Origin of the sequence: Diaphorobacter sp. J5-51, from assembly GCF_001023515.1 — a bacterium.
GTDB classification, from domain to species: Bacteria; Pseudomonadota; Gammaproteobacteria; order Burkholderiales; family Burkholderiaceae_C; genus Diaphorobacter; species Diaphorobacter nitroreducens.
The window spans coordinates 32527-53077 of the sequence record NZ_JSYI01000130.1 but is presented as its reverse complement, the minus strand read 5'-3'; the positions used below and the strand labels follow the sequence as shown (position 1 = coordinate 53077).

The 20551-nt window shown below is 64.3% G+C and carries 20 protein-coding genes; 9 read left to right on the top strand and 11 right to left on the bottom strand.

Going from position 1 to position 20551, the window contains the following annotated elements; genetic code table 11:
• Window positions 1-141 precede the first annotated feature (141 nt).
• Entirely contained in the window at window positions 142-1806 is a 1665-nt protein-coding gene (locus OX89_RS15895) for an NAD+ synthase (RefSeq protein WP_047351340.1), read from the top strand.
• A gap of 68 nt (window positions 1807-1874) precedes the next feature.
• Window positions 1875-2213, top strand: a complete 339-nt coding sequence (locus OX89_RS15890) for a P-II family nitrogen regulator (protein WP_011805026.1) — start codon at window positions 1875-1877, stop codon at window positions 2211-2213.
• A 50-nt stretch (window positions 2214-2263) separates the two neighbouring features.
• On the opposite strand, the gene OX89_RS15885 is transcribed toward OX89_RS15890, so the two are convergent.
• From OX89_RS15885 to OX89_RS15860, 6 genes are all read right to left on the bottom strand, one after another.
• A complete protein-coding gene (locus tag OX89_RS15885) occupies window positions 2264-2857 on the bottom strand; it encodes a TIGR00730 family Rossman fold protein (RefSeq protein WP_047351339.1) in 594 nt (197 codons plus the stop codon).
• Window positions 2850-3251, bottom strand: a complete 402-nt coding sequence (locus OX89_RS15880) for a diacylglycerol kinase (RefSeq protein WP_047351338.1) — start codon at window positions 3249-3251, stop codon at window positions 2850-2852. The genes OX89_RS15885 and OX89_RS15880 overlap by 8 nt, the downstream gene beginning before the upstream one ends.
• 96 nt (window positions 3252-3347) lie before the next feature.
• The gene (locus tag OX89_RS15875) at window positions 3348-3908 is read right to left on the bottom strand and encodes an RDD family protein (protein WP_047351337.1); all 561 of its coding nucleotides are present in this window, start codon (window positions 3906-3908) and stop codon (window positions 3348-3350) included.
• A gap of 30 nt (window positions 3909-3938) precedes the next feature.
• Window positions 3939-4763 (bottom strand): DUF3106 domain-containing protein, encoded by an 825-nt coding sequence (locus tag OX89_RS15870; RefSeq protein ID WP_047351336.1) that lies wholly within the window; start codon window positions 4761-4763, stop codon window positions 3939-3941.
• Window positions 4764-4776: 13 nt separating this feature from the next.
• Window positions 4777-5238 carry a DUF3619 family protein gene (locus OX89_RS15865; RefSeq protein WP_011805031.1) on the bottom strand — a complete coding sequence of 154 codons (462 nt, stop codon included), beginning with the start codon at window positions 5236-5238 and terminating at the stop codon, window positions 4777-4779.
• The gene (locus OX89_RS15860; RefSeq protein WP_011805032.1) at window positions 5235-5801 is read right to left on the bottom strand and encodes an RNA polymerase sigma factor; all 567 of its coding nucleotides are present in this window, start codon (window positions 5799-5801) and stop codon (window positions 5235-5237) included. The genes OX89_RS15865 and OX89_RS15860 overlap by 4 nt, the downstream gene beginning before the upstream one ends.
• A gap of 286 nt (window positions 5802-6087) precedes the next feature.
• Here OX89_RS15860 and OX89_RS15855 point away from each other — a divergent pair, with 286 nt between their 5' ends.
• The 7 genes from OX89_RS15855 (at window position 6088) to OX89_RS15825 (ending at window position 15264) form a co-directional block, all read left to right on the top strand.
• Window positions 6088-7884 carry an acetolactate synthase 3 catalytic subunit gene (locus tag OX89_RS15855; RefSeq protein WP_047351335.1) on the top strand — a complete coding sequence of 599 codons (1797 nt, stop codon included), beginning with the start codon at window positions 6088-6090 and terminating at the stop codon, window positions 7882-7884.
• A 140-nt stretch (window positions 7885-8024) separates the two neighbouring features.
• Window positions 8025-8516 (top strand): acetolactate synthase small subunit, encoded by a 492-nt coding sequence (gene ilvN / locus OX89_RS15850; protein ID WP_011805034.1) that lies wholly within the window; start codon window positions 8025-8027, stop codon window positions 8514-8516.
• A gap of 57 nt (window positions 8517-8573) precedes the next feature.
• Window positions 8574-9590 (top strand): ketol-acid reductoisomerase, encoded by a 1017-nt coding sequence (ilvC, locus tag OX89_RS15845; protein WP_011805035.1) that lies wholly within the window; start codon window positions 8574-8576, stop codon window positions 9588-9590.
• A 174-nt stretch (window positions 9591-9764) separates the two neighbouring features.
• Window positions 9765-10598, top strand: a complete 834-nt coding sequence (gene pssA / locus OX89_RS15840) for a CDP-diacylglycerol--serine O-phosphatidyltransferase (protein ID WP_011805036.1) — start codon at window positions 9765-9767, stop codon at window positions 10596-10598.
• Between the two features lie 221 nt (window positions 10599-10819).
• A complete protein-coding gene (gene leuA / locus OX89_RS15835; RefSeq protein ID WP_047351334.1) occupies window positions 10820-12493 on the top strand; it encodes a 2-isopropylmalate synthase in 1674 nt (557 codons plus the stop codon).
• A 35-nt stretch (window positions 12494-12528) separates the two neighbouring features.
• On the top strand, window positions 12529-14067 hold the full coding sequence (locus OX89_RS15830) for a 2-isopropylmalate synthase (RefSeq protein WP_047351333.1): 1539 nt from the start codon (window positions 12529-12531) through the stop codon (window positions 14065-14067).
• A 114-nt stretch (window positions 14068-14181) separates the two neighbouring features.
• The gene (locus tag OX89_RS15825; RefSeq protein ID WP_011805039.1) at window positions 14182-15264 is read left to right on the top strand and encodes a serine hydrolase; all 1083 of its coding nucleotides are present in this window, start codon (window positions 14182-14184) and stop codon (window positions 15262-15264) included.
• Between the two features lie 67 nt (window positions 15265-15331).
• Here OX89_RS15825 and OX89_RS15820 read toward each other — a convergent pair whose 3' ends face one another.
• From OX89_RS15820 to OX89_RS15800, 5 genes are all read right to left on the bottom strand, one after another.
• On the bottom strand, window positions 15332-16144 hold the full coding sequence (locus tag OX89_RS15820; RefSeq protein WP_011805040.1) for an IclR family transcriptional regulator: 813 nt from the start codon (window positions 16142-16144) through the stop codon (window positions 15332-15334).
• Window positions 16145-16379: 235 nt separating this feature from the next.
• Window positions 16380-17654 (bottom strand): acyl-CoA dehydrogenase family protein, encoded by a 1275-nt coding sequence (locus OX89_RS15815; RefSeq protein WP_047351332.1) that lies wholly within the window; start codon window positions 17652-17654, stop codon window positions 16380-16382.
• 31 nt (window positions 17655-17685) lie between these two features.
• Window positions 17686-18771, bottom strand: a complete 1086-nt coding sequence (locus OX89_RS15810; RefSeq protein ID WP_047351331.1) for a phosphotransferase — start codon at window positions 18769-18771, stop codon at window positions 17686-17688.
• A gap of 124 nt (window positions 18772-18895) precedes the next feature.
• Window positions 18896-19615 carry a Crp/Fnr family transcriptional regulator gene (locus tag OX89_RS15805; RefSeq protein ID WP_047351330.1) on the bottom strand — a complete coding sequence of 240 codons (720 nt, stop codon included), beginning with the start codon at window positions 19613-19615 and terminating at the stop codon, window positions 18896-18898.
• 167 nt (window positions 19616-19782) lie between these two features.
• Window positions 19783-20550, bottom strand: coding sequence for an oxepin-CoA hydrolase, alternative type (locus OX89_RS15800; protein WP_011805044.1), 768 nt, complete (start codon window positions 20548-20550; stop codon window positions 19783-19785).
• Window position 20551: the final 1 nt, after the last annotated feature.

Below are 20551 nucleotides of genomic sequence, written 5' to 3'. Positions count from 1 at the left end.
CGCAGCTTATCCACAGGTCTGTCCCTGGCCTGTGGGGACAAGCGTGCAGCCGGGGCGTGCCGCAGGGGCAAGGCGCGGCTCGGGGCGGCGCCAGGGCCCGGGTGACATAATCGTCCGAGACCAACCCGCCCCGCTATTCCCATGCCGTTCGTCATCAGCATCGCCCAACTCAACTTCGTGGTGGGCGACGTGCCGGGCAATGCCCAGAAGATTCTTGCGGCCGCGCGCGATGCCCATGCTGCCGGTGCCCGGCTGCTCCTCACGCCCGAACTGGCGCTGTGCGGCTACGCGGCCGAGGATCTGTACCTGCGGCCAGCCTTCGTGCAAGCGTGCGAGCAGGCACTGGAAGGGTTGGCGGCCGCTACGGCGGATTGGCCAGGGCTGACGGTGATCGTGGGGCACCCGCGGCGCGTGGCGCACGGGGTGGGCGAGGGGGGGCGCGGCCTGTGCCACAACGCGGCCAGCGTGCTGCGCGCGGGGCGTATCGAGCACACCTACGCCAAGCAGTACCTGCCCAACTACGAAGTCTTCGACGAACGCCGCTATTTCGTCCCCGGGGATGAGAACTGCGTGTTCGAGGTCGAGGGCGTGCGCATGGGCCTGCTGATCTGCGAGGACGCGTGGTACCCCGGGCCGGCGCGCAGCGCGCGGGAGGCGGGCGCGCAGGTGCTGGTCACGCTCAATGCGTCGCCCTACCACCTGGGCAAGGCTGTCGAGCGCGAACAGGTGATGCGCGAGCGCGTGCAGGAAACCGGCCTGCCCCTGGTCTATGCGCACTTGGTCGGCGGGCAGGACGAGGTGGTTTTCGAGGGCCGGTCCTTCGCGCTGAATGCCGATGGCAACGTGGCGGCTCGTGCGCCAGGATTTGAAGAAAAAACGCTGCTGATCAAGGTGCAGCAAGCGCAAGCAGCTATTGTTTTGGAAGCGCAGGTGGCGCCACACGAGGGCTGGGAGGCGGAGCTGTGGTCCGCCCTGGTGCTGGGCGTGCGCGACTACGTGGGCAAGAACGGCTTCCCCGGCGTGCTGCTGGGCCTGTCGGGGGGCATGGACTCGGCGCTGGTGCTGGCCATTGCCGTGGACGCGCTGGGCGCCGACAAGGTGCGCACGGTGATGATGCCCTCGCCCTACACGGCCGACATCAGCTGGATCGATGCCCGCGACATGGCCGGGCGGCTGGGGGTGCGCTATGACGAAATCGCCATCGCCCCGCAGTTCGAGGCTTTCAAGACTGCGCTGGCGCCGCAGTTCGCCGGCCTGCCCGAGGACACGACGGAAGAGAATCTGCAAGCGCGCATTCGCGGCATGCTGCTGATGGCGCTGTCGAACAAGTTCGGCAGCCTGGTGCTGACCACGGGCAACAAGAGCGAGCTGGCCACGGGCTACTGCACGCTTTACGGCGACATGGCCGGCGGCTTTGCCGTGATCAAGGACGTGGTCAAGACGCGCGTGTTCGCCCTGGCCCGTTGGCGCAACGCCAATGACCCGTATGGCACCGGCGCGAATCCCATTCCCGAGCGCATCATCACCCGTCCGCCCAGTGCCGAACTGCGTCCCGACCAGAAAGACCAGGACAGTCTGCCGCCCTATGAGGTACTGGACGCCATCGTCGAGCGCTACATGGAAAATGACGAGCCTCTGGAAGACATCGTGCGCGCCGGCTTTGAACGTGCCGATGTCGAACGTGTGACCCGGCTCATCAAGCTCAACGAATACAAGCGCCGCCAAGCGCCTGTGGGCGTGCGCGTCACGCGCCGCAGCTTCGGCAAGGACTGGCGCTACCCCATCACCAACCGATTCAGGGCCTGAGCCCCTGTGGCGGCCGCTGGGTCGCCGTGCCGTGCCCGCCGCTTTTTTAAATATTTGAGGAGTTCCCCATGCAAATGATCACCGCCGTCATCAAGCCCTTCAAACTGGAGGAAGTCCGCGAGGCCTTGGCCGAATGCGGGGTGACGGGGCTGACGGTGACCGAGGTGAAGGGCTTCGGCCGGCAAAAGGGCCACACCGAGCTGTACCGTGGTGCCGAGTACGTGGTGGACTTCCTGCCCAAGGTCAAGATCGAGGTGGTGGTGCGCACCGAAGACGTGGACCGCTGCGTGGACGCGATCGTAGGCGCGGCGCGCACCGGCAAGATCGGCGACGGCAAGATTTTCGTCACCGCCGTGGAGCGCGTGGTGCGCATCCGCACCGGCGACCTGGACGACGCCGCGGTGTAACGAACGGCACGTCTGCCAATCCCGCGCACGCCAGCGCGGTGGGACAGCCGTCAGATCACGCTGCGCAGGGGGATGGCGCTGGCATTCGCGCCTGCGTCCTGCACCAACGCGGTGAGCAGGGCATCGGGCTCCGTACCCACGCGGATCAGGCCCATCTGCCATTCCCCCATGAGCCCGCCATGTACCGCATGCTGCAGGAAGCCCAGCATGCCGCCGTAGTAGCCGTCGGTGTCCAACAGGCCGATGGGCTTGTCGTGGTAGCCCAGCTGGCGCCAAGTCCAGACTTCGAACAGCTCTTCCAGTGTGCCGATGCCGCCCGGCAGGGCGACGAAGGCATCGCTGCGCTCGGCCATCATGGCCTTGCGCTCGTGCATGGTCTGCACGATGTGCAGCTCATCGCAGAAGTGGTTGGCCAGTTCCTTGTCCACGAGAGCCTGCGGAATGATGCCCACGACCCGGCCGCCTGCCACGCGCGTGGCCTCCGCCACCATGCCCATGAGGCCGCTGCGGCCGCCGCCGTAGACCAGCTGGCCGCCGTGGCGGCCTATCCAGTGGCCCACGGCCGTGGCCGCTTCTGTGAACAAGGGGTTGTTGCCCGGGCGAGAGCCCAGGTACACGCAGATCGAAAAAGCGACATCAGCCATGTAGGAACCTTTGGTAGAGCGCGGCCGCCCACACGGCTGCGCACAGCAGCAGGCTGAGCAGCACCGCTGCGCTGCCCAAGTCCTTGGCGCGCTTGGACAGCGGATGCAGTTCATGCCCGACGCGGTCGATGGCGGCCTCGATGCCAGAGTTGAGCAATTCGGTGATCAGCACCAACACCACCACCGCCGCCAGTACAGCGGTCTGCATCCAGTCCCGACCGACGTAAAAGGACGAAGGCAGCAGCAGGGCTGCCAGGCACACCTCCTGGCGAAACGCCTTTTCTTCCCAGCCTGACCGCAGGCCCGTCAGGGAGTAACCCGTGGCATGCCACAGCCGGCGCAAGCCGGTGCGTTGCTTGTGGGGGTGTGGTGCGGAGGAGGTGGGATCAGGCATTCGGACGGTGATTGTCGCGCTATGGGGAGGCGAACTGCAGGGGTTGTGCGCATAGCTTGCGCGTCAGATGCACACGTGCGTGGCCCAGTCCGCCCCTCAACCCTTGCGGCGGGGCGGCACTTCGTAATGCACCAGGCGGGTACCGGCGAGTGCGTCGTGCCAGAACTGGCGTTGCGGGTGAAATCGGCTGAGCAGGGCCCATACCGCGACCCAGCCCGCCACGATGACGGTCGCTTCGCCCGCAGACAGTTGAAAGGGTGCGATCACCGCCAATGGGGGCAGGAACCACAGCCAGCACAACAAGTAGCGCAGCAGCGCCCGTGGTTGCGAGAGGGGGCGCCCCTGCCGGTCTTCCACCCGGATGTGCCAGGTCTTCATGGCAAGCGTGTGTCCCTGGGACCAGAACCAGACGAAGTAGATGCCGAACACCACGAACAGAAAGGCCTGCAGCGCGTGGCGGTTGTCCAGCCCATGCCGCGTCTGTGTCAGGGTGCCGAACAGGTAGCCCGCGATGAACACCACCCCGAACATCAACATGCCCTCATACAACCAGCAGGCCATGCGGCGCCGCAGTGGAGGGGCGATCGCGCGGGATGCCGCCGGGGCGGCAGTGTCGGAAGGGTGGGGGGGCTGCGGATTGGCGCGCGAGGCAGTCATGCGGGACGGCGAACGGAGGTCATGCACCGATCATTGCGGCGGATGCAGGGGGGTCAGGTCCACTGGCGGTTCCGGAGCGGGTTCGGGGACCGAGGCGGGCGCAAGGGGGGGGAGCGGCGCAGGCAGTGCGGACGGGATCGTGACCGGCGATGTTTGCACGACCACGGGGGGCGGCACCGGCAAGGCCTGGGGCGAATGGAATTCCGCTGGCGGCTGGATTTTCGGAGGGTTGGGGACGGCCGGCGGCGCATTGGTGGCTGCAGGGACGCGGGCCAGCTTCTTGGGGGAAACCGGGCGTACCGTGGTGGCGGCGCCGGTCGGCCGCGGCGCGGCCTTGGCCGCCAGACGCTTCTTCTCTTCCGCACTCAGCGCCTGGTATGCCTCCCATCGGGCACGCCGGCTGTCGGCCGGGAGCCTGCTGGCGGCGGCATAGTTCAGTCGCGCCTGGCTGCGCTGCTGGGTGCTGAGGCTGGCCCAATCGGTAATGCGTGCGAGCATCTTCGCCTGCTCGTCCTCAGAGAGTGCGTGAAAGCCCGCCGCCAGGTTGAGCCAGTTGCGCTTTTGCCCTTCGCTGAGCACGCTCCAGCGGTCTGCAAGGGGGTAGAGCGCTTCTTTCTGAGGAGTGCTCAGTTCTGTCCAGCGGGGGCCGGCCTCGGCTTGCGGAGCCTGCCGGGGCTCGCTGTAGATTTTGTGCCTGCCATCTCCCAGCGCTTCGGCCGGGACAGGGGTACTGGGCGCCACCCGCACATAGGCAGCCATCCACCACCCCGTCGTCGCCAGCGCACCCAGCAAGACAAAAGCCAGCAAGAATGCTGGCAGGTGGGGGCGTGGGGCGTGCGGGGACGGCTCGTGCATGCAGGCAGTGATCTTATTGCGTCGTATTGGCTGTCTTGAGGTATTGCAGGAAGCCGGGGTCAGCATAGGCCGACGGGGGAAGATCGTCGGTCAGAAGCGCAGCGTCGACTTCGGCGATTTCGGTGGCCACCGTCTCGTCCTGCGCCATATTGATGAAGACCAGCCCCACCACCAGCGCCGTCAGCGGCACGGCGGATACCAGGGCGCGCCACCAGTTGCCACCTTCGCTGCCCCAGCCGCTGAGCGTGGCAGTGGAGCCTTGCGAAGACACGTGCGTGGCCGCGGCTGTCTGACGGGCAGACTGTACGGCGGGGCGCTTGCGCTGCGCCAACGCCTGCATGCGGGCGGCGCGCAGGCGCTCGGTGATGTCGTAGGGAAGGCTGGCATTGCCTTCGCTCAGGCGCGCCGTAAGGCGGCGGGCGAACGCATCCGCGGCCTGGGTGATTTCCGGCGGGTATTCTGGAGGGCGGTTCATAGCACGATTCCTTTGGCCTTCAGTGCCTTGCTGAGGGTTTGGATGGCCCGAAAGCAGTGTGTCTTGACGCTGCCTTCGGAGCAACCCATGGCGGCTGCGGTTTCTGCGACATCCATTTCCTCCCAGTAACGCATCAAAAATGCCTCCCGTTGACGCGGGGGCAGTTCTTGGATCTCGGCATCGATATCGCGCAGTACCTGTGCGCGACGCACGGAATCCTCAGCACTCTGTGCCATTTCGCCATTGGCAGCGGCGTGTACCTCGAGAAAATCAAAATCTGAACCATCGTCCGACGGGCCCTCGAAGTCGCTCAGGCTGGAAAAAAGCGCATTGCGCGTCTTCTGTCGCCGGAACCAATCCAGCATGCAGTTCGTGAGGATGCGCTGGAAGAGCATGGGCAGCTCGGCCGGCGGTTTGTCGCCATAGTGCTCGGCCAGCTTGAGCATGCTGTCCTGAACGATGTCCAACGCGGCTTCCTCATTGCGCACATGGTAAAGCGTGCGCTTGAAAGCACGCTTGTCCACGCTTTTGAGGAAGTCGGAGAGCTCTTGTTCAGTAGCCAAAGGCAAAAACCCAAGGAGGGCGAAAGCGGAGTGCGCGCGCAGGTGCGTGCAGCAAGCTGCGAAAGGCGGATTATCGCATTGCCGCGTATTTTTTATGCCGTGCTGCGCCAACTGCATGTGTGCAGTGCAATAATGTGTACTGCAATTCAAAAAGGCAAACGGGTCCCGGTCCGGCGCAACACTCCTGGCGCCCATGGCCGAGGCCTCAAGTCCCAAGTCGGCTTCACAAGAGTTCGTACAAGGGGCACCCAAGGTTTTTCGTTAGAGAAATTCGCAAAGGTTGATCATGGAAATCTCCAGGGCCGAACTCACGTCGGCGGCTGCGGCCTCTCGCGGCGGCAACTCCTCATCTTCTCCCGGCGCCCAGGACCTCATGGGGTCCGAGATCCTCGTCAAGGCTCTGCAGGCCGAGAACGTCCAGTACATCTGGGGCTACCCCGGCGGCGCCGTGCTGTACATCTACGACGCGCTGTACAAGCAGGACACCATTCAGCACGTGCTGGTGCGCCACGAACAGGCGGCGGTGCACGCGGCCGACGGTTATGCCCGCGCGACGGGCGAGGTCGGGGTGGCGCTGGTGACTTCCGGCCCCGGATTGACGAATGCCGTGACGGGCATCGCCACGGCGTATATGGATTCGATCCCCATGGTGATCATCTCCGGCCAGGTGCCCACGCCCGCGATCGGGCTGGACGCCTTCCAGGAGTGCGACACCGTTGGCATCACGCGCCCCATCGTCAAGCACAACTTCCTGGTCAAAGATGTGCGCGACCTGGCGGTGACGCTCAAAAAAGCCTTCCATATTGCGCGCACCGGCCGCCCCGGCCCCGTGGTGGTGGATATCCCGAAGGATGTGTCGTTCAAGAAGACGGCTTTCCATGGTTATCCGCAGAGCGTGGAAATGCGCTCTTACAACCCTGTCAAGAAGGGGCATGGCGGCCAGATCCGCAAGGCGTTGCAACTGCTGCTGGCCGCGAAACGACCTTATATCTATACCGGCGGCGGCGTGCTGCTGGGCAATGCGGTGCCCGAGCTGCGCACGCTGGTCGACATGCTGGGCTATCCGGTCACCCACACGCTGATGGGTCTCGGTGCCTACCCGGCCACCGACCGCAAATTCCTGGGCATGCTGGGCATGCACGGCACGATCGAGGCCAACAATGCCATGCAGAACTGCGACGTGCTGCTGGCCGTGGGCGCGCGCTTTGATGACCGCGTGATCGGCAATCCCAAGCATTTCGCGCAGAACGAGCGCAAGATCATCCATATCGATATCGACCCGTCGAGCATTTCCAAGCGCGTGAAGGTGGACATTCCGATCGTGGGCGATGTCAAGGACGTGTTGACTGAGCTGATCTCTATGATCCGCGAGACCACGACACGCCCCGACGCTGGTGCGCTGTCGGCGTGGTGGGAGCAGATCGAGAACTGGCGCGGCCGCGACTGCCTGAAGTACGACCGCGGGAACACCGAGGTGATCAAGCCGCAGTACGTGATCGAGACGCTGTGGAATATGACCCGCGATGCGGACGCCTACGTCACCTCCGATGTGGGGCAGCATCAGATGTGGGCCGCCCAGTTTTACAAATTCGACGAGCCGCGCCGCTGGATCAACTCCGGCGGCCTGGGCACCATGGGCGTGGGCATTCCCTATGCCATGGGCATCAAGCTGGCCAAGCCCGAGTCCGAGGTGTTCTGCGTGACGGGCGAAGGCTCGGTGCAGATGAACATCCAGGAGCTCTCCACCTGCCTGCAGTACAACACCCCTATCAAGGTGCTGTCGCTCAACAACCGCTACCTGGGCATGGTGCGCCAGTGGCAAGAAATTGAATACTCGGGCCGCTACAGCCACAGCTACATGGATGCGCTGCCCAACTTCGTGAAGCTGGCCGAGGCCTATGGCCACGTGGGCATGCTCATCGAGCGCCCGCAGGACGTGGAGCCGGCGCTGCGCGAAGCGCGCAAGCTCAAGGACCGCACGGTGTTCCTGGACTTCCGGACCGACCCCACCGAGAACGTGTTCCCGATGGTGCAGGCTGGCAAGGGCATCACCGAGATGCTGCTGGGGTCGGAAGACCTTTAAGCATCAAAAAGGCCTGTAACGCTTGTCTGGCAAGCGCTGGTAGCTATTTATTTAATAGCGTTTTCTGACGAATCTATTGTCTGCCAAGCCTGGCGCTTACCGGCGCCAGGGGAGGGCAGCGAGAAGAGGAAGCTCATCCCATGAAACACATCATCGCCGTCCTGCTGGAGAACGAACCGGGTGCGCTGTCGCGCGTCGTTGGCCTGTTTTCCGCGCGGGGCTACAACATCGAATCGCTGACCGTGGCGCCCACCGAGGACGCGTCCCTGTCGCGCATGACCATCCAGACCCATGGATCGGAAGACGTGATCGAGCAGATCACCAAGCACCTGAACCGCCTCATCGAGGTGGTCAAGGTGGTTGACCTGACCGAAGGCGCTTACACCGAGCGCGAACTCATGATGGTGAAGGTGCGCGCCGTGGGCAAGGAGCGCGAAGAGATGAAGCGCATGGCCGACATCTTTCGCGGACGCATCATCGACGTGACCGAAAAGAGCTACACGATCGAGCTGACCGGCGACCAGTCCAAGAACGACGCTTTCCTGCAGGCCATCGACCGTACCGCCATTTTGGAGACGGTGCGCACGGGCGCCAGCGGCATCGGCCGTGGCGAACGCATCCTGCGTGTGTAAGTACGACAATCCCCCCGTTTTCCTTTCCCCCTGAACAGAATCCCAACCGGAGCGACCATGAAAGTTTTCTACGACAAAGACTGTGATCTGAGCCTCATCAAGGGCAAGACCGTGGCCATCATCGGCTATGGCAGCCAAGGCCACGCCCATGCCCAAAACCTCAACGACAGCGGCGTGAAGGTCGTGGTCGGCCTGCGCAAGGGCGGCGCTTCGTGGGACAAGGTCGGCAAGGCCGGCCTGACGGTCAAGGAAGTGAACGACGCCGTGAAGGAAGCCGACGTCGTCATGATCCTGCTGCCCGACGAGCAGATCGCCGAGGTCTATAAGAACAACGTCGAGCCCCACATCAAGCAGGGCGCCTCGCTGGCCTTCGCCCACGGCTTCAACGTGCACTACAACCAGGTCGTGCCCCGCGCCGATCTGGACGTGTGGATGGTGGCGCCCAAGGCCCCCGGCCACACCGTGCGCAACACCTACACCCAGGGCGGCGGCGTGCCCCACCTGGTGGCCGTGCACCAGGACAAGTCCGGCAAGGCGCGTGACCTGGCGCTGTCCTACGCCATGGCCAATGGCGGCGGCAAGGCCGGTATCATCGAGACCAACTTCAAGGAAGAGACCGAGACCGACCTGTTCGGCGAGCAGGCCGTGCTGTGCGGTGGCGCTGTCGAGCTGATCAAGATGGGCTACGAGACGCTGGTGGAAGCCGGCTACGCCCCCGAGATGGCCTACTTCGAGTGCCTGCACGAGCTCAAGCTCATCGTGGACCTGATCTACGAAGGCGGCATCGCCAACATGAACTACTCGATCTCGAACAACGCCGAGTTCGGCGAGTACGTGACCGGCCCTGAAGTGATCAACGAGCAGTCGCGCGCCGCCATGCGCAATGCCCTGAAGCGCATCCAGAACGGCGACTACGCCAAGATGTTCATCCAGGAAGGCCGCCTGAACTACCCGAGCATGACGGCCCGCCGCCGCAACACCGCCGACCACAGCATCGAAGTGGTGGGTGCCCAGCTGCGTGCGATGATGCCCTGGATCGCCAAGAACAAGCTGGTGGACCAGACGCGCAACTGATGCGTGAGCGCGGCCGGGCCGCGCTGGCGTCTTTCCCCAAGGCCACCCCGGTGGCCTTTTTTACGTGCGGGGCAGCGGCTACACTGCGTCCTTTTCCGCACGCGTGTGCGGAACAAAATACTATTGATTTAATAGCTGTTGGCGCTTGCTGGATGGGCGCTGGAGGTCGATTGAATGCATGATGGCAACGACGCCGCCGAAAACACGGGCGTGATGGTGCGCAAGCGCCGCAAGGGCATCTACATCCTGCCCAACCTGTTCACGCTGGCAGCGTTGTTTGGCGGGTTCTACGCCATTGTCATGGCCATGAATGGCCGCTTCGACTATGCGGCGGTGGGAGTGTTCTGCGCCATGGTGCTGGACAGCCTGGATGGCCGCGTGGCGCGCATGACCAACACGCAAAGCGCGTTCGGCGAGCAGATGGATTCGCTGTCGGACATGGTGTCCTTCGGCGTGGCGCCTGCACTGATCGCCTACGAGTGGGCCCTCAGCGGCCTGGGGCGCTGGGGCTGGATCGCGGCCTTCGTCTACTGTTCATGCGCTGCCCTGCGGCTGGCGCGCTTCAACGTCAACACCGGCACCGTGGACAAGCGCTGGTTCCAGGGGCTTCCATCTCCGGCCGCGGCGGCGCTGGTGACGGGCTTCATCTGGCTGCTGTCCGACGCGGGTGTGCAGCGCGGGCAGGACGGCCTGCTGACCTGGAGCCAGCTCACCTGGGTGATGTTCGGGCTGACGCTGTACGCCGGGCTCACCATGGTGACCAATGCGCCGTTCTACAGCTTCAAGGACCTGCACCTCAAGCGCAGCGTCCCCTTCACGGCCATCGTGCTCATCGTGCTGGGGATCGCCATCATCAACATCCATGCGCCCACGGTGCTGTTCAGCATCTTCGTGGCTTATGGATTGAGCGGCTACGGCGTGTATGCATGGCGGCGCGCCAAGGGGTATCGGGCCAGCGTGATCAGCACCTCCAAGGACGAGCCCGAGGAGCGCGGGTTGCACGAGTAGCCCTGCGTGTCGCCGTGGGTTTTTTGTGCTAGAGTCGTTCGCATGCATTTCCTGTCGCTAGCACTACTACTGAACTTGTCCCTCGGGCAGGCATAGTAGCGCGCGCGTACACACCTACTTCCCACGGCCCGTGAGCACCAGCGACGGGCCGTTTTTGTTTTTCCGGGGTCGCTGGAGCACAGGTCAGACACCTACCTTGTTCCACGAAAGAGAGAATTCCGATGCTGCAGAACCCCGCCGCCAAATACCGTCCCTTTGCCCCCGTGCGCTTGACGGACCGCACCTGGCCCGACGCGGTGATCGACCGCGCGCCCATCTGGTGCAGTGTGGACCTGCGCGACGGCAACCAGGCGTTGATCGAGCCCATGGATATCGCGCGCAAGATGCGCATGTTCGAGCAACTGGTGAAGATCGGATTCAAGGAGATCGAGGTGGGCTTCCCGTCGGCCTCGCAGGTCGAGTTCGATTTCGTGCGCAAGCTCATCGAGGAAGATCGCATTCCTGACGACGTGACCATTCAGGTGCTGACCCAGGCGCGCGACCATCTGATCCGTCGCACGTTTGAGGCTTTGGAAGGCGCGCCCCGCGCCATCGTCCACCTCTATAACGCCACCGCGCCTGTGATGCGCCGCGTGGTGCTGGACATGAGCGAGGAGGAAATCGTGGAGCTGGCGCGTGGCAACGCGCAGATGTTCAAGGACATCGCTGCCCAGTACCCCCTTACCGACTGGACGTTCCAGTATTCGCCTGAGATGTACTCGGACACCGAACTGGAGTTTTCCAAGCGTGTGATCGATGCGGTGACCGACGTGTGGCAGCCGACACCCCAGAAGAAGTGCATCATCAATCTGCCGACCACGGTGGAGCACTCCACGCCGAACATCTTCGCGGACATGGTCGAGTGGACGCACCGCCACATCCAGCGCCGCGACAGCGTGGTGCTGTCGGTGCACCCGCACAACGACCGCGGCACCGGCACTGCAACGGCAGAGCTGGCCTTGATGGCGGGCGCTGACCGCCTGGAGGGCTGCCTCTTCGGCAACGGCGAACGTACGGGTAACCTGGACGTGGTGAACGTGGCCCTCAACATGTACACGCAAGGCGTGCATCCGGGGCTGGACTTTTCGGACATCGACGGCATCCGCAGCACCGTGGAGTACTGCAACCAGTTACCCGTGCACCCGCGCCATCCGTACGTGGGCGATCTGGTCTATACCTCGTTCTCCGGTTCGCATCAGGACGCCATCAAGAAAGCATTTGCCGCCCGGCGCGAGGGCGACATCTGGGAGATGCCCTACCTGCCGATCGATCCCAAGGATCTGGGGCGCAGTTATGAAGCCATCATTCGCGTCAACAGCCAGTCCGGCAAGGGTGGCATCGCGTATCTGTTGGAGAGTGAATACGGCGTGCAACTGCCGCGGCGCTTGCAGATCGAGTTCAGCCAGGCAGTGCAGCGCGAAATGGACGCCAGCGGCAAGGAGCTCACGGCCGCCGATCTGTGGAGTTTGTTCGAGCGCGAATACCGTCTGGACGAGGCAGCAACGCCGATATACCGTATGGAAGGCGAAAACGGCACGGTTGCATTGCGCGGACAACTGCCCTGGCAAGGCCAGACGCTGCAGATTGAAGGCGAAGGCACAGGCCCGATCGACGCATTCGTGCAGGCCGTGGCCGCTGCGCTGGACTGCGATGTGCGCGTGCTGGACTACAACGAACATGCCATCAGCGAGGGCGCCCACGCCAAGGCCGTGGCCTATGTCGAGATGCGCATCGATGATCGCCACACCGTATATGGCGTGGGCATGGATGCCAACATCGTGTCAGCCTCGATCCGTGCCATCCTTTCGGGGCTGCAGCGTGCTCCGCAAATACAAGCCCAGGTGATGGTTGCCTGATTCCCTATCCCCACAACGACCTCAAGAGACGATCCATGACCGACAAGCTCATCATTTTCGACACCACCTTGCGCGACGGCGAGCAGTCGCCGGGAGCTTCCATGACGCGCGATGAAAAGCTGCGCATTGCCCGTCAACTGGAGCGGCTGCGTGTGGATGTGATCGAGGCGGGTTTTGCCGCCAGTTCCAACGGCGACTTCGAATCGGTGCAGGCCATTGCGCGCGCAGTGAAGGACTCCACGGTCTGCTCGCTGGCACGTGCCAACGACCGGGACATCGCACGTGCTGCCGAGGCGCTCAAAGAAGCGAGCCGCGCGCGCATCCACACATTCATCGCCACCAGCGCGCTGCACATGGAAAAGAAGCTGCGCATGACGCCCGAGCAGGTGCTGGAGCAAGCCAGGCAGGCGGTGCGTTTTGCACGCAACCTGGTGGAGGACATCGAATTCAGCCCCGAGGATGGCTACCGCAGCGATCCGGACTTCCTGTGCCGCGTGATCGAGACGGTGATCGCGGAGGGCGCCACCACCATCAACGTGCCCGACACCGTGGGTTACGCCATTCCCGAGCTGTACGGCAACTTCATCAAGAACCTTCGCGAGCGCATTCCCAACAGTGACAAGGCCATCTGGTCCGTGCACTGCCACAACGATCTGGGCATGGCGGTCGCCAACTCGCTGGCGGGTGTGAAGATCGGCGGGGCACGCCAGGTGGAGTGCACCATCAACGGCCTGGGCGAGCGTGCGGGCAACTGTTCGCTGGAGGAGGTGGTGATGGCCGTGAAGACGCGGCGCGACTACTTCGGCCTGGACGTCGGCATCGATACCCAGCACATCGTGGCCGCCAGCCGCATGGTCAGCCAGACCACCGGCTTTGTGGTGCAGCCCAACAAGGCCGTGGTGGGCGCCAATGCGTTCGCCCACGCCTCGGGCATCCACCAGGACGGCGTGCTCAAGGCGCGCGACACGTACGAGATCATGCGCGCCGAGGATGTGGGCTGGAGCGCCAACAAGATCGTGCTGGGCAAACTCAGTGGCCGCAATGCGTTCAAGCAACGTCTGCAGGAACTGGGCGTCCAGTTGGAGAGCGAAGGCGAAATCAACGTGGCGTTTGCCAAATTCAAGGAACTCGCCGACCGCAAGAGCGAGATCTTTGACGAGGACATCCTGGCACTCGTGAGCGACGAAAGCGTGACCAGCGAGAAGGAGCAGTTCGGCTTCGTGTCCCTGGCGCAGCACAGCGAGACGGGCGAACGGCCCGAGGCGACCATCGTGTTCACCGTGGACGGCAAGGAAGTCCGCAGCTCCGCGGAGGGTAATGGCCCGGTCGATGCCTCGATGAAGGCCATCGAGGCGCATGTGCGCAGCGGTGCCGAGATGGTGCTGTACTCGGTGAACGCCATCAGTGGCTCCACCGAAAGCCAGGGCGAAGTCACCGTGCGGTTGCAGAGCGCCGGCCGGGTGGTGAATGGCGTAGGGGCCGACCCCGACATCGTGGTGGCATCGGCCAAAGCCTACCTCAGTGCCCTGAATAAATTACAAAGTAAAGCTGAGCGCGTGGCAGCACAGGGCTGATACCGCGTCCTATAATTCAGGCACTTTCTAAAAGAGTCGCGCAAGGTATTGATCTTGCGCGACTTTTTTTGATTTTGTACACTGCCACACAGTTTTTGCTGCTTGGAGCATTTGATGCATATGCGCGCTCGCATCGTCTCCCGTATCTCTCAGGGATTGGCCCTTCTGGTGATGGGTATCGCATTGACCTCGCCCGGCGTGCATGCGGCCGAACGCAAGAAGGCGGTGGCAAAAAAAGCCGCGTCCACCGCGGTTGCCAAACGCACCCCCGCCAAATCGTCGGCCAAGGCGCCCCGCCGGACCGTGGCCGTGAAGGCGGCGCGCGCGTCTGCAGTGAGTGCCCGTGCGCCCGTGCGTGTAGCGGCGGAGCCCGCGCGCCTCTCGTTCGGGCAGTTGGCAGGGCTGCACGACGTGAGCGATCCGCTGGACCTGAAGTCGAGCGTGGCACTGGTGATCGATCAGGACACGAAGGAAGTTCTCCTCAGCAAGAATGACCATGCCGTGCTGCCCATCGCTTCGTTGACCAAGCTGATGACCGGCTTGCTCGTTTCCGAGGCGCACTTGCCCATGGACGAGCTCATCACGATCACGCAGGACGACGTGGATACGGAAAAGGGCAGCGGCTCACGGCTTGCCGTGGGAACGACACTCTCGCGCGGTGAACTGCTGCACCTGGCCCTCATGTCCAGTGAGAACCGCGCCGCCCATGCGCTGGGACGCACGTTCCCGGGCGGGCTGGATACGTTCGTGGCACGCATGAATGCCAAGGCGAAGCTGCTGGGCATGGCGGATACGCGCTTTGTGGAGCCCACTGGCCTGTCCAGCCGCAACCAGTCCAGCGCGCACGACCTGGCGACGCTCGTGAATGTGGCGCATGGTGATGCGTTGCTGCGTGAACTCTCCACGTCTCCAAGCCACGAGGTCGCCGTTGGCCGGCGCACCCTGCAGTACAACAACACCAACCGGCTGGTGAAGAGCCCTTCGTGGGATATCGGCCTGCAGAAGACTGGCTACATCTCGGAAGCGGGGCGCTGCCTGGTGATGCAGGCCGAGGTGGCGGGCCGCAAGCTGATCATGGTGTTCCTCGATTCGGCAGGAAAGTTCAGCCGTCTGGGCGACGCGGAGCGCGTGCGCTCCTGGGTCGAGAAGACCCACCCCAGCGCCGGCGCCATCCTGCACGCAGGAACCAACGGTTAGCCGCGGTTGTGGCCACGGGCCGCATGCGTCTTGCGACCCCCCCGCCGGACGACTGGCGTCAGGCCGTTCAGGTCTTGAGCGGGCCGTCCAGCGCCGTACGCTGCCCAGCCGTATAACCCAGCGCCTGGGAAATTTCATCGGCAGTGGACTGGAGCTTGGGCAGCCATCCGTCATCCAGTCGATCGGCGGGCGCTGAAATTGACAGGCCTGCCACGAGTTGGCCCTGGTCGTCAAAGACCCCCGCCGCAATGCAGCGCACCCCGAGTTCCAACTCCTCGTTGTCCCGCGCAATGCCGTATTGGCGCGCCTTGCCCAGTTCACGTTCCAGGATGGGCAACTGGGTGATGCTGTTGCGCGTGTGGCCTGGCAGGCCGGTACGCGTGGCGTACGCGCGCACGCGTTGCGGATCGTCGGCCGCAAGGAAGAGCTTGCCCGTAGAGGTGAGGTGCAGCGGGGCGTGGCCGCCAATGGCGCGCACCACCTGCATGCCCGAACGCTCGCTGTAGGCGCGTTCCACGTACACGATCTCGTCCCCCTGGCGCACGCTGAGGTTCACCGGTTGCTGGATCTGCTTGTGCAATTGCCGCATGGGTGCCATGGCGGCGTCGCGCACGCTCAGGCGCCCCTTCACCAGATTGCCCAGCTCCAGCAGGCGCATGCCCAGGCGGTAGCTGCCCGACTCAGGACGGTCCACGAAACGGCCGATGGTCAGGTCATTGAGGATGCGGTGGGTGGTGGACGGATGCAGGCCCGTCTTCTCGCTGATCTCCTTCAGCGAGATGGCTTCCTCGCGCGAAGCGAGTACGTCAATCAACTGGAACATGCGCTCCAGCACCTGGACACTGGGTTTGGCGGGCGCGTCCGGCGAGTGTTTCTTCATGAGGCAGGGCAGAACCAAGGAACCGGTGATTTTATCTTGTGAAATGCCGCGCTGCTTCTACGCACTGGCTGTCTGGCCGGTCCGTGCCTTCCTCCGTGCGGCGCCAGGCCTCGTGCAGGGAGCTGCCGCAGCGAAGACTTGAACGCAGGTTGATAAAAACTTGCGGCCTAGCCACCCCAATGGGTAGGCCAGGCCGGGACCGGATCTTCAACTGCGGAGCAAGGTCCCGCTGCGCTCAAGCGCCGCGGGTGACCGGTTGGGCAGCACCACGACCGTAGGTGCCGTACTTGCCCAGTTCCCATTTGGCAATGGCGTTGCGGTGCACCTCATCCGGGCCGTCGGCGAAGCGCAGGGTGCGCGCGTTGGCATAGGCGTAGGCCAGCGGGAAATCGTCGCTCACGCCGCCGCCGCCATGCACCTGCATGGCCCAGTCGATCACCTGGCAGGCCATGCTGGGGGCGACGACCTTGATCATGGCGATCTCGGTCTTGGCGACCTTATTGCCCACGGTGTCCATCATCCAGGCGGCCTTGAGCGTGAGCAGGCGCGCCATGTCGATCTTGCAGCGGGCTTCGGCAATGCGTTCCTGGGTCACGCTCTGTTGTGCCAGCGTCTTGCCGAAGGCCACCCGGTTGCTGGCGCGGCGGCACATCAGTTCCAGCGCGCGCTCGGCCTGGCCGATCAGGCGCATGCAGTGGTGGATGCGCCCGGGGCCCAGGCGTCCCTGGGCGATCTCGAACCCACGGCCTTCGCCCAGCAGGATGTTGTCCACCGGTACGCGCACGTTCTCGAAAAGGACTTCGGCGTGGCCGTGCGGCGCATCGTCATAACCGAACACGTTGAGTGCACGCACCACCGTGATGCCTGGCGTATCGGCAGGCACCACGATCATGCTTTGTTGCGAGTGCTTGGGCGCCTCGGGGTCGGTCTTGCCCATGGTGATGAACACCTTGCAGCGCGGGTCGTTGGCGCCGCTGGTCCACCACTTGCGCCCATTGATCACGTAATGGTCGCCCTGGCGCTCGATGCGCGTTTCGATGTTGGTGGCGTCGCTGGAGGCGACATCGGGCTCGGTCATGGCAAAGGCCGAGCGCATGCGCCCTTCCAGCAGCGGCTTGAGCCACTGGGCCTTGATAGGCTCGGACCCATAACGCGCGATGGTCTCCATGTTGCCCGTGTCGGGGGCCGAGCAGTTGAACACTTCGCTGGACCACAGCACGCGGCCCATGATCTCCGCCAGCGGCGCGTACTCGGCGTTGGTCAACCCGGCGCCTTCGTAGCCCGATGCTTGGGCGGTGTCCACCGGCAGGAACAGGTTCCACAGCCCTGCGGCCTGCGCCTTGGGTTTCAGGTTTTCGATGGTTTGCAGTGGTGTCCAGCGCCTGCCTGCGGCCGTGTTGGCCGCCATCTCCTCGGCATAGGCCTTCTCAGCGGGGTAGATGTGGTCGTCCATGAACTGGATCAGGCGCGCCTGCAGTTCCTTGGTCTTGGGCGAGTAATCGAAGTCCATGGGGTGCTTTCTCGTCAGTGGGGAAGGGGGATCAACTCTTTTGCGCGAAGGACCAGGCCAGCTGCGCCATGGGCCGTGCGGTGGCGCCAGCGGCCTTGGCCTGTGCGCTGGCGGCCGTGCCGGCCTCCACGCGCTTGGCAATGCCTTGCAGGATGGCGGCGATGCGGAACATGTTGTAGGCCAGGTAGAAGTTCCAGTCCCGGTGCAGCGCATCTACGTCGGTGATGCCGGTGCGTTCGCAGTAGCGCTGGATGTAGTCGCGCTCGCACGGGATGCCCAGCGCCGCCAGGTCCAGCCCGCCGATGCCCCGGCTCAGCGATGCGGGGATGTGCCAGCTCATGCAGTGGTAGGCAAAGTCCGCGAGCGGATGGCCCAGGGTGGACAGCTCCCAGTCCAGCACCGCGATCACACGTGGCTCGGTGGGGTGGAACACGAGGTTGTCCAGCCGATAGTCGCCATGCACGATGGACACGCGGGTTGCGTCGCGCGCGCTGTCGGGCATGTGCGCGGGCAGCCATTGCATCAGTGCGTCCATCTCGGCGATGGGCTGGGTGACCGAGGCGGTGTACTGCTTGCTCCAGCGCGAGATCTGGCGTTCGAAGTAATTGCCCGGCTTGCCGTAGTCCGCCAGGCCGCGCGCCGTGAAGTCCACCCGGTGCAGGGCGGCGATCACGCGGTTCATCTCGTCGTAGATCGCCGCGCGTTCGGCCGGCTGCATGCCAGGCAGCGACTGGTCCCACAGCACGCGGCCTTGCATGAACTCCATCAGATAAAACGCGCGCCCGATGACGGACTCGTCCTCGCACAGCGCAATCATGCGCGGCACGGGCACGTCGGTGCCGGCGAGCCCGCGCATGACCGCGTATTCGCGCTCGATGGCGTGTGCCGACGGCAGCAGCTTGGCCACGGGGCCGGGCTTGGCGCGCATCACATAGCTGCGCGTGGGAGTCACGAGCTTGTAGGTGGGGTTGGACTGGCCGCCTTTGAACATCTCCACCGTCAGCGGTCCGGCAAACCCTTCCACATGCTGCGACAGCCAGGCAGTGAGCGCGTCGGCGTCGAAGGCATGCTGCTCGGAGACGGGGCGTGTGCCGATGAAGTGCTCGAAGTTGCTCATGGGGATGGAAGGTTCTTTCAAAAAAGTGAGCTGCTTGCGCCTGTCAGCTATGGAATTCAAAGGCTTTTCACATGGAAACCATTGCGGGACAAGCGCTGGAAGCTATGGTTTTTGTAAACCTGGCTCATTGGTTGGCTTCGGAGATGCGCATCAGCGCATCCCGGTCGCGTATCACGAGGCCGCCGGGCTCGATGCGGATGGCGTCCTCGCGCTCCATGGCCTTTAGCTCCTGGTTCACGCGCTGGCGTGACGCGCCCAGCAACTGCGCCAGTTCTTCCTGGGCCAGTTGCAGGCTGATGCGCACTTCGTTGCCGTCGGACAGGCTGGGCACGCCATAGCTGCGCACCAGGTGCAGCAACTGCTTGGCCAGCCGCGAGCGCAGGGGCAGGGTGTTGAGGTCTTCCACCAGCCCGAACAGCTGCCGGATGCGCCGCGCGTGCAGCCGCAGCATGGCCTCGTACAGTTCCGAGTGCTGTGCAAGGATCTTCTTGAAGTCGGCCCGCGCCACGCACAGGATGGTGGTGTCGCCATGGGCGTAGGCATCGTGCGTACGCCGGTCCCCGTCGAAGATCGCCACGTCGCCGAACCAGATGCCCGGCTCCACATAGGTCAGCGTGATCTGCTTGCCGGAGATCGAGGTGGAGCTCACGCGCACGGCGCCGCGCGCGCAGGCAATCCATTCCTCGGGCGGGTCGCCGCGTGCTGCGATGAGTGCGCCATCCTTGAAGCGTTTGACGTAGGAACATCGCAGTATGTCGTGGCGCAAAGAAGGGGAGAGGGAAGAAAACCAGCGACCTGAGTTGATCGCCTCGCGTTCATCGATGGTAAGAATCGGATCGTCCATGGTCTGTCGTTTGCGTGACTGGGTTGCAGTCCATTGTCGCGTGAGGGACNCGCGCGCGCGCGTGCTGGCGCCGCTGCCGCGGAGCCAGCAATGCCATGGATGGGTTTGAATGAGGCAAGCCGCCGGCGCTTGACCGTCAAGCGCTAGCAGCTATAAAAATAGTAGCTTTAAGCGCGTGGGTCGGCAGAAGCCGCCCGGGTTTCGCCCGCCGGTGCATGCTGGAGGTTGCGCACGAAGTGGCTGCGCTCCAGCGCGAGCTGTTCGGTGAAGCTGTGGTGCCGCGCCTCGCTCACCAGTTCCTTGATGCTCGCCAGCGCATGGGGCGGGCCATCGTTCAGGCGCTGGGCCAGCGCCAGCGCCTCATGCAGGGCGCGGCCGGGATCGGCCAGCCGGTTGACCATGCCCAGGGACTGCAGTCGTGCGGCGTCGATGCGGTCTCCGCACATCAGGATCTCATGCGCCAGCGCGCGGGGCAGCATTTGCGCCAGGCTCCAGCTGGCGCCGCCATCGGGCGACAGGCCCGCGTGGACATGGTTCATGGCAAACACCGCGTTGCGCGCGGCCACCATCAGGTCGCATGCCAGCGCGAGCGAAAACCCCGCGCCCTTGGCTTCGCCCTCCACGGCGGCGATCACGGGCTTGGGATGGGTGCGTATCGCCTCGATCCAGTGGTGCAGCAGATCCAGGCCATGCACTTGCGCTGGCGCGCTCTGATGCCGCAACGCCTGCAGCCGCTGGGGGCTGCTGCCGGCGCTGAACAGACCGTCCGCGCCCGTGATGACCACGCAGCGCACGTCGGGATTGCGCTCCGCCACGTTCAGGGCCTCGATGCCCGCCGCGCAGATGGCCGGCTCCAGGGCATTGCGCAGCTCGGGGTGGCGAAGGGTCAGGACCAGGGTCTGGCCCTGGCTGGTGCTTTGCAGTTCGGCGGGCATG

Bases quoted from the DNA above. Each gene is read 5' to 3' on its own strand.
- OX89_RS15895 (WP_047351340.1), top strand. From the start codon at position 142: ATGCCGTTCGTCATCAGCATCGCCCAACTCAACTTCGTGGTGGGCGAC.
- OX89_RS15890 (WP_011805026.1), top strand. From the start codon at position 1,875: ATGCAAATGATCACCGCCGTCATCAAGCCCTTCAAACTGGAGGAAGTC.
- OX89_RS15885 (WP_047351339.1), bottom strand. From the start codon at position 2,857: ATGGCTGATGTCGCTTTTTCGATCTGCGTGTACCTGGGCTCTCGCCCG.
- OX89_RS15880 (WP_047351338.1), bottom strand. From the start codon at position 3,251: ATGCCTGATCCCACCTCCTCCGCACCACACCCCCACAAGCAACGCACC.
- OX89_RS15875 (WP_047351337.1), bottom strand. From the start codon at position 3,908: ATGACTGCCTCGCGCGCCAATCCGCAGCCCCCCCACCCTTCCGACACT.
- OX89_RS15870 (WP_047351336.1), bottom strand. From the start codon at position 4,763: ATGCACGAGCCGTCCCCGCACGCCCCACGCCCCCACCTGCCAGCATTC.
- OX89_RS15865 (WP_011805031.1), bottom strand. From the start codon at position 5,238: ATGAACCGCCCTCCAGAATACCCGCCGGAAATCACCCAGGCCGCGGAT.
- OX89_RS15855 (WP_047351335.1), top strand. From the start codon at position 6,088: ATGGAAATCTCCAGGGCCGAACTCACGTCGGCGGCTGCGGCCTCTCGC.
- ilvN (WP_011805034.1), top strand. From the start codon at position 8,025: ATGAAACACATCATCGCCGTCCTGCTGGAGAACGAACCGGGTGCGCTG.
- ilvC (WP_011805035.1), top strand. From the start codon at position 8,574: ATGAAAGTTTTCTACGACAAAGACTGTGATCTGAGCCTCATCAAGGGC.
- pssA (WP_011805036.1), top strand. From the start codon at position 9,765: ATGCATGATGGCAACGACGCCGCCGAAAACACGGGCGTGATGGTGCGC.
- leuA (WP_047351334.1), top strand. From the start codon at position 10,820: ATGCTGCAGAACCCCGCCGCCAAATACCGTCCCTTTGCCCCCGTGCGC.
- OX89_RS15830 (WP_047351333.1), top strand. From the start codon at position 12,529: ATGACCGACAAGCTCATCATTTTCGACACCACCTTGCGCGACGGCGAG.
- OX89_RS15825 (WP_011805039.1), top strand. From the start codon at position 14,182: ATGCATATGCGCGCTCGCATCGTCTCCCGTATCTCTCAGGGATTGGCC.
- OX89_RS15820 (WP_011805040.1), bottom strand. From the start codon at position 16,144: ATGAAGAAACACTCGCCGGACGCGCCCGCCAAACCCAGTGTCCAGGTG.
- OX89_RS15815 (WP_047351332.1), bottom strand. From the start codon at position 17,654: ATGGACTTCGATTACTCGCCCAAGACCAAGGAACTGCAGGCGCGCCTG.
- OX89_RS15810 (WP_047351331.1), bottom strand. From the start codon at position 18,771: ATGAGCAACTTCGAGCACTTCATCGGCACACGCCCCGTCTCCGAGCAG.
- OX89_RS15805 (WP_047351330.1), bottom strand. From the start codon at position 19,615: ATGGACGATCCGATTCTTACCATCGATGAACGCGAGGCGATCAACTCA.
- OX89_RS15800 (WP_011805044.1), bottom strand. From the start codon at position 20,550: ATGCCCGCCGAACTGCAAAGCACCAGCCAGGGCCAGACCCTGGTCCTG.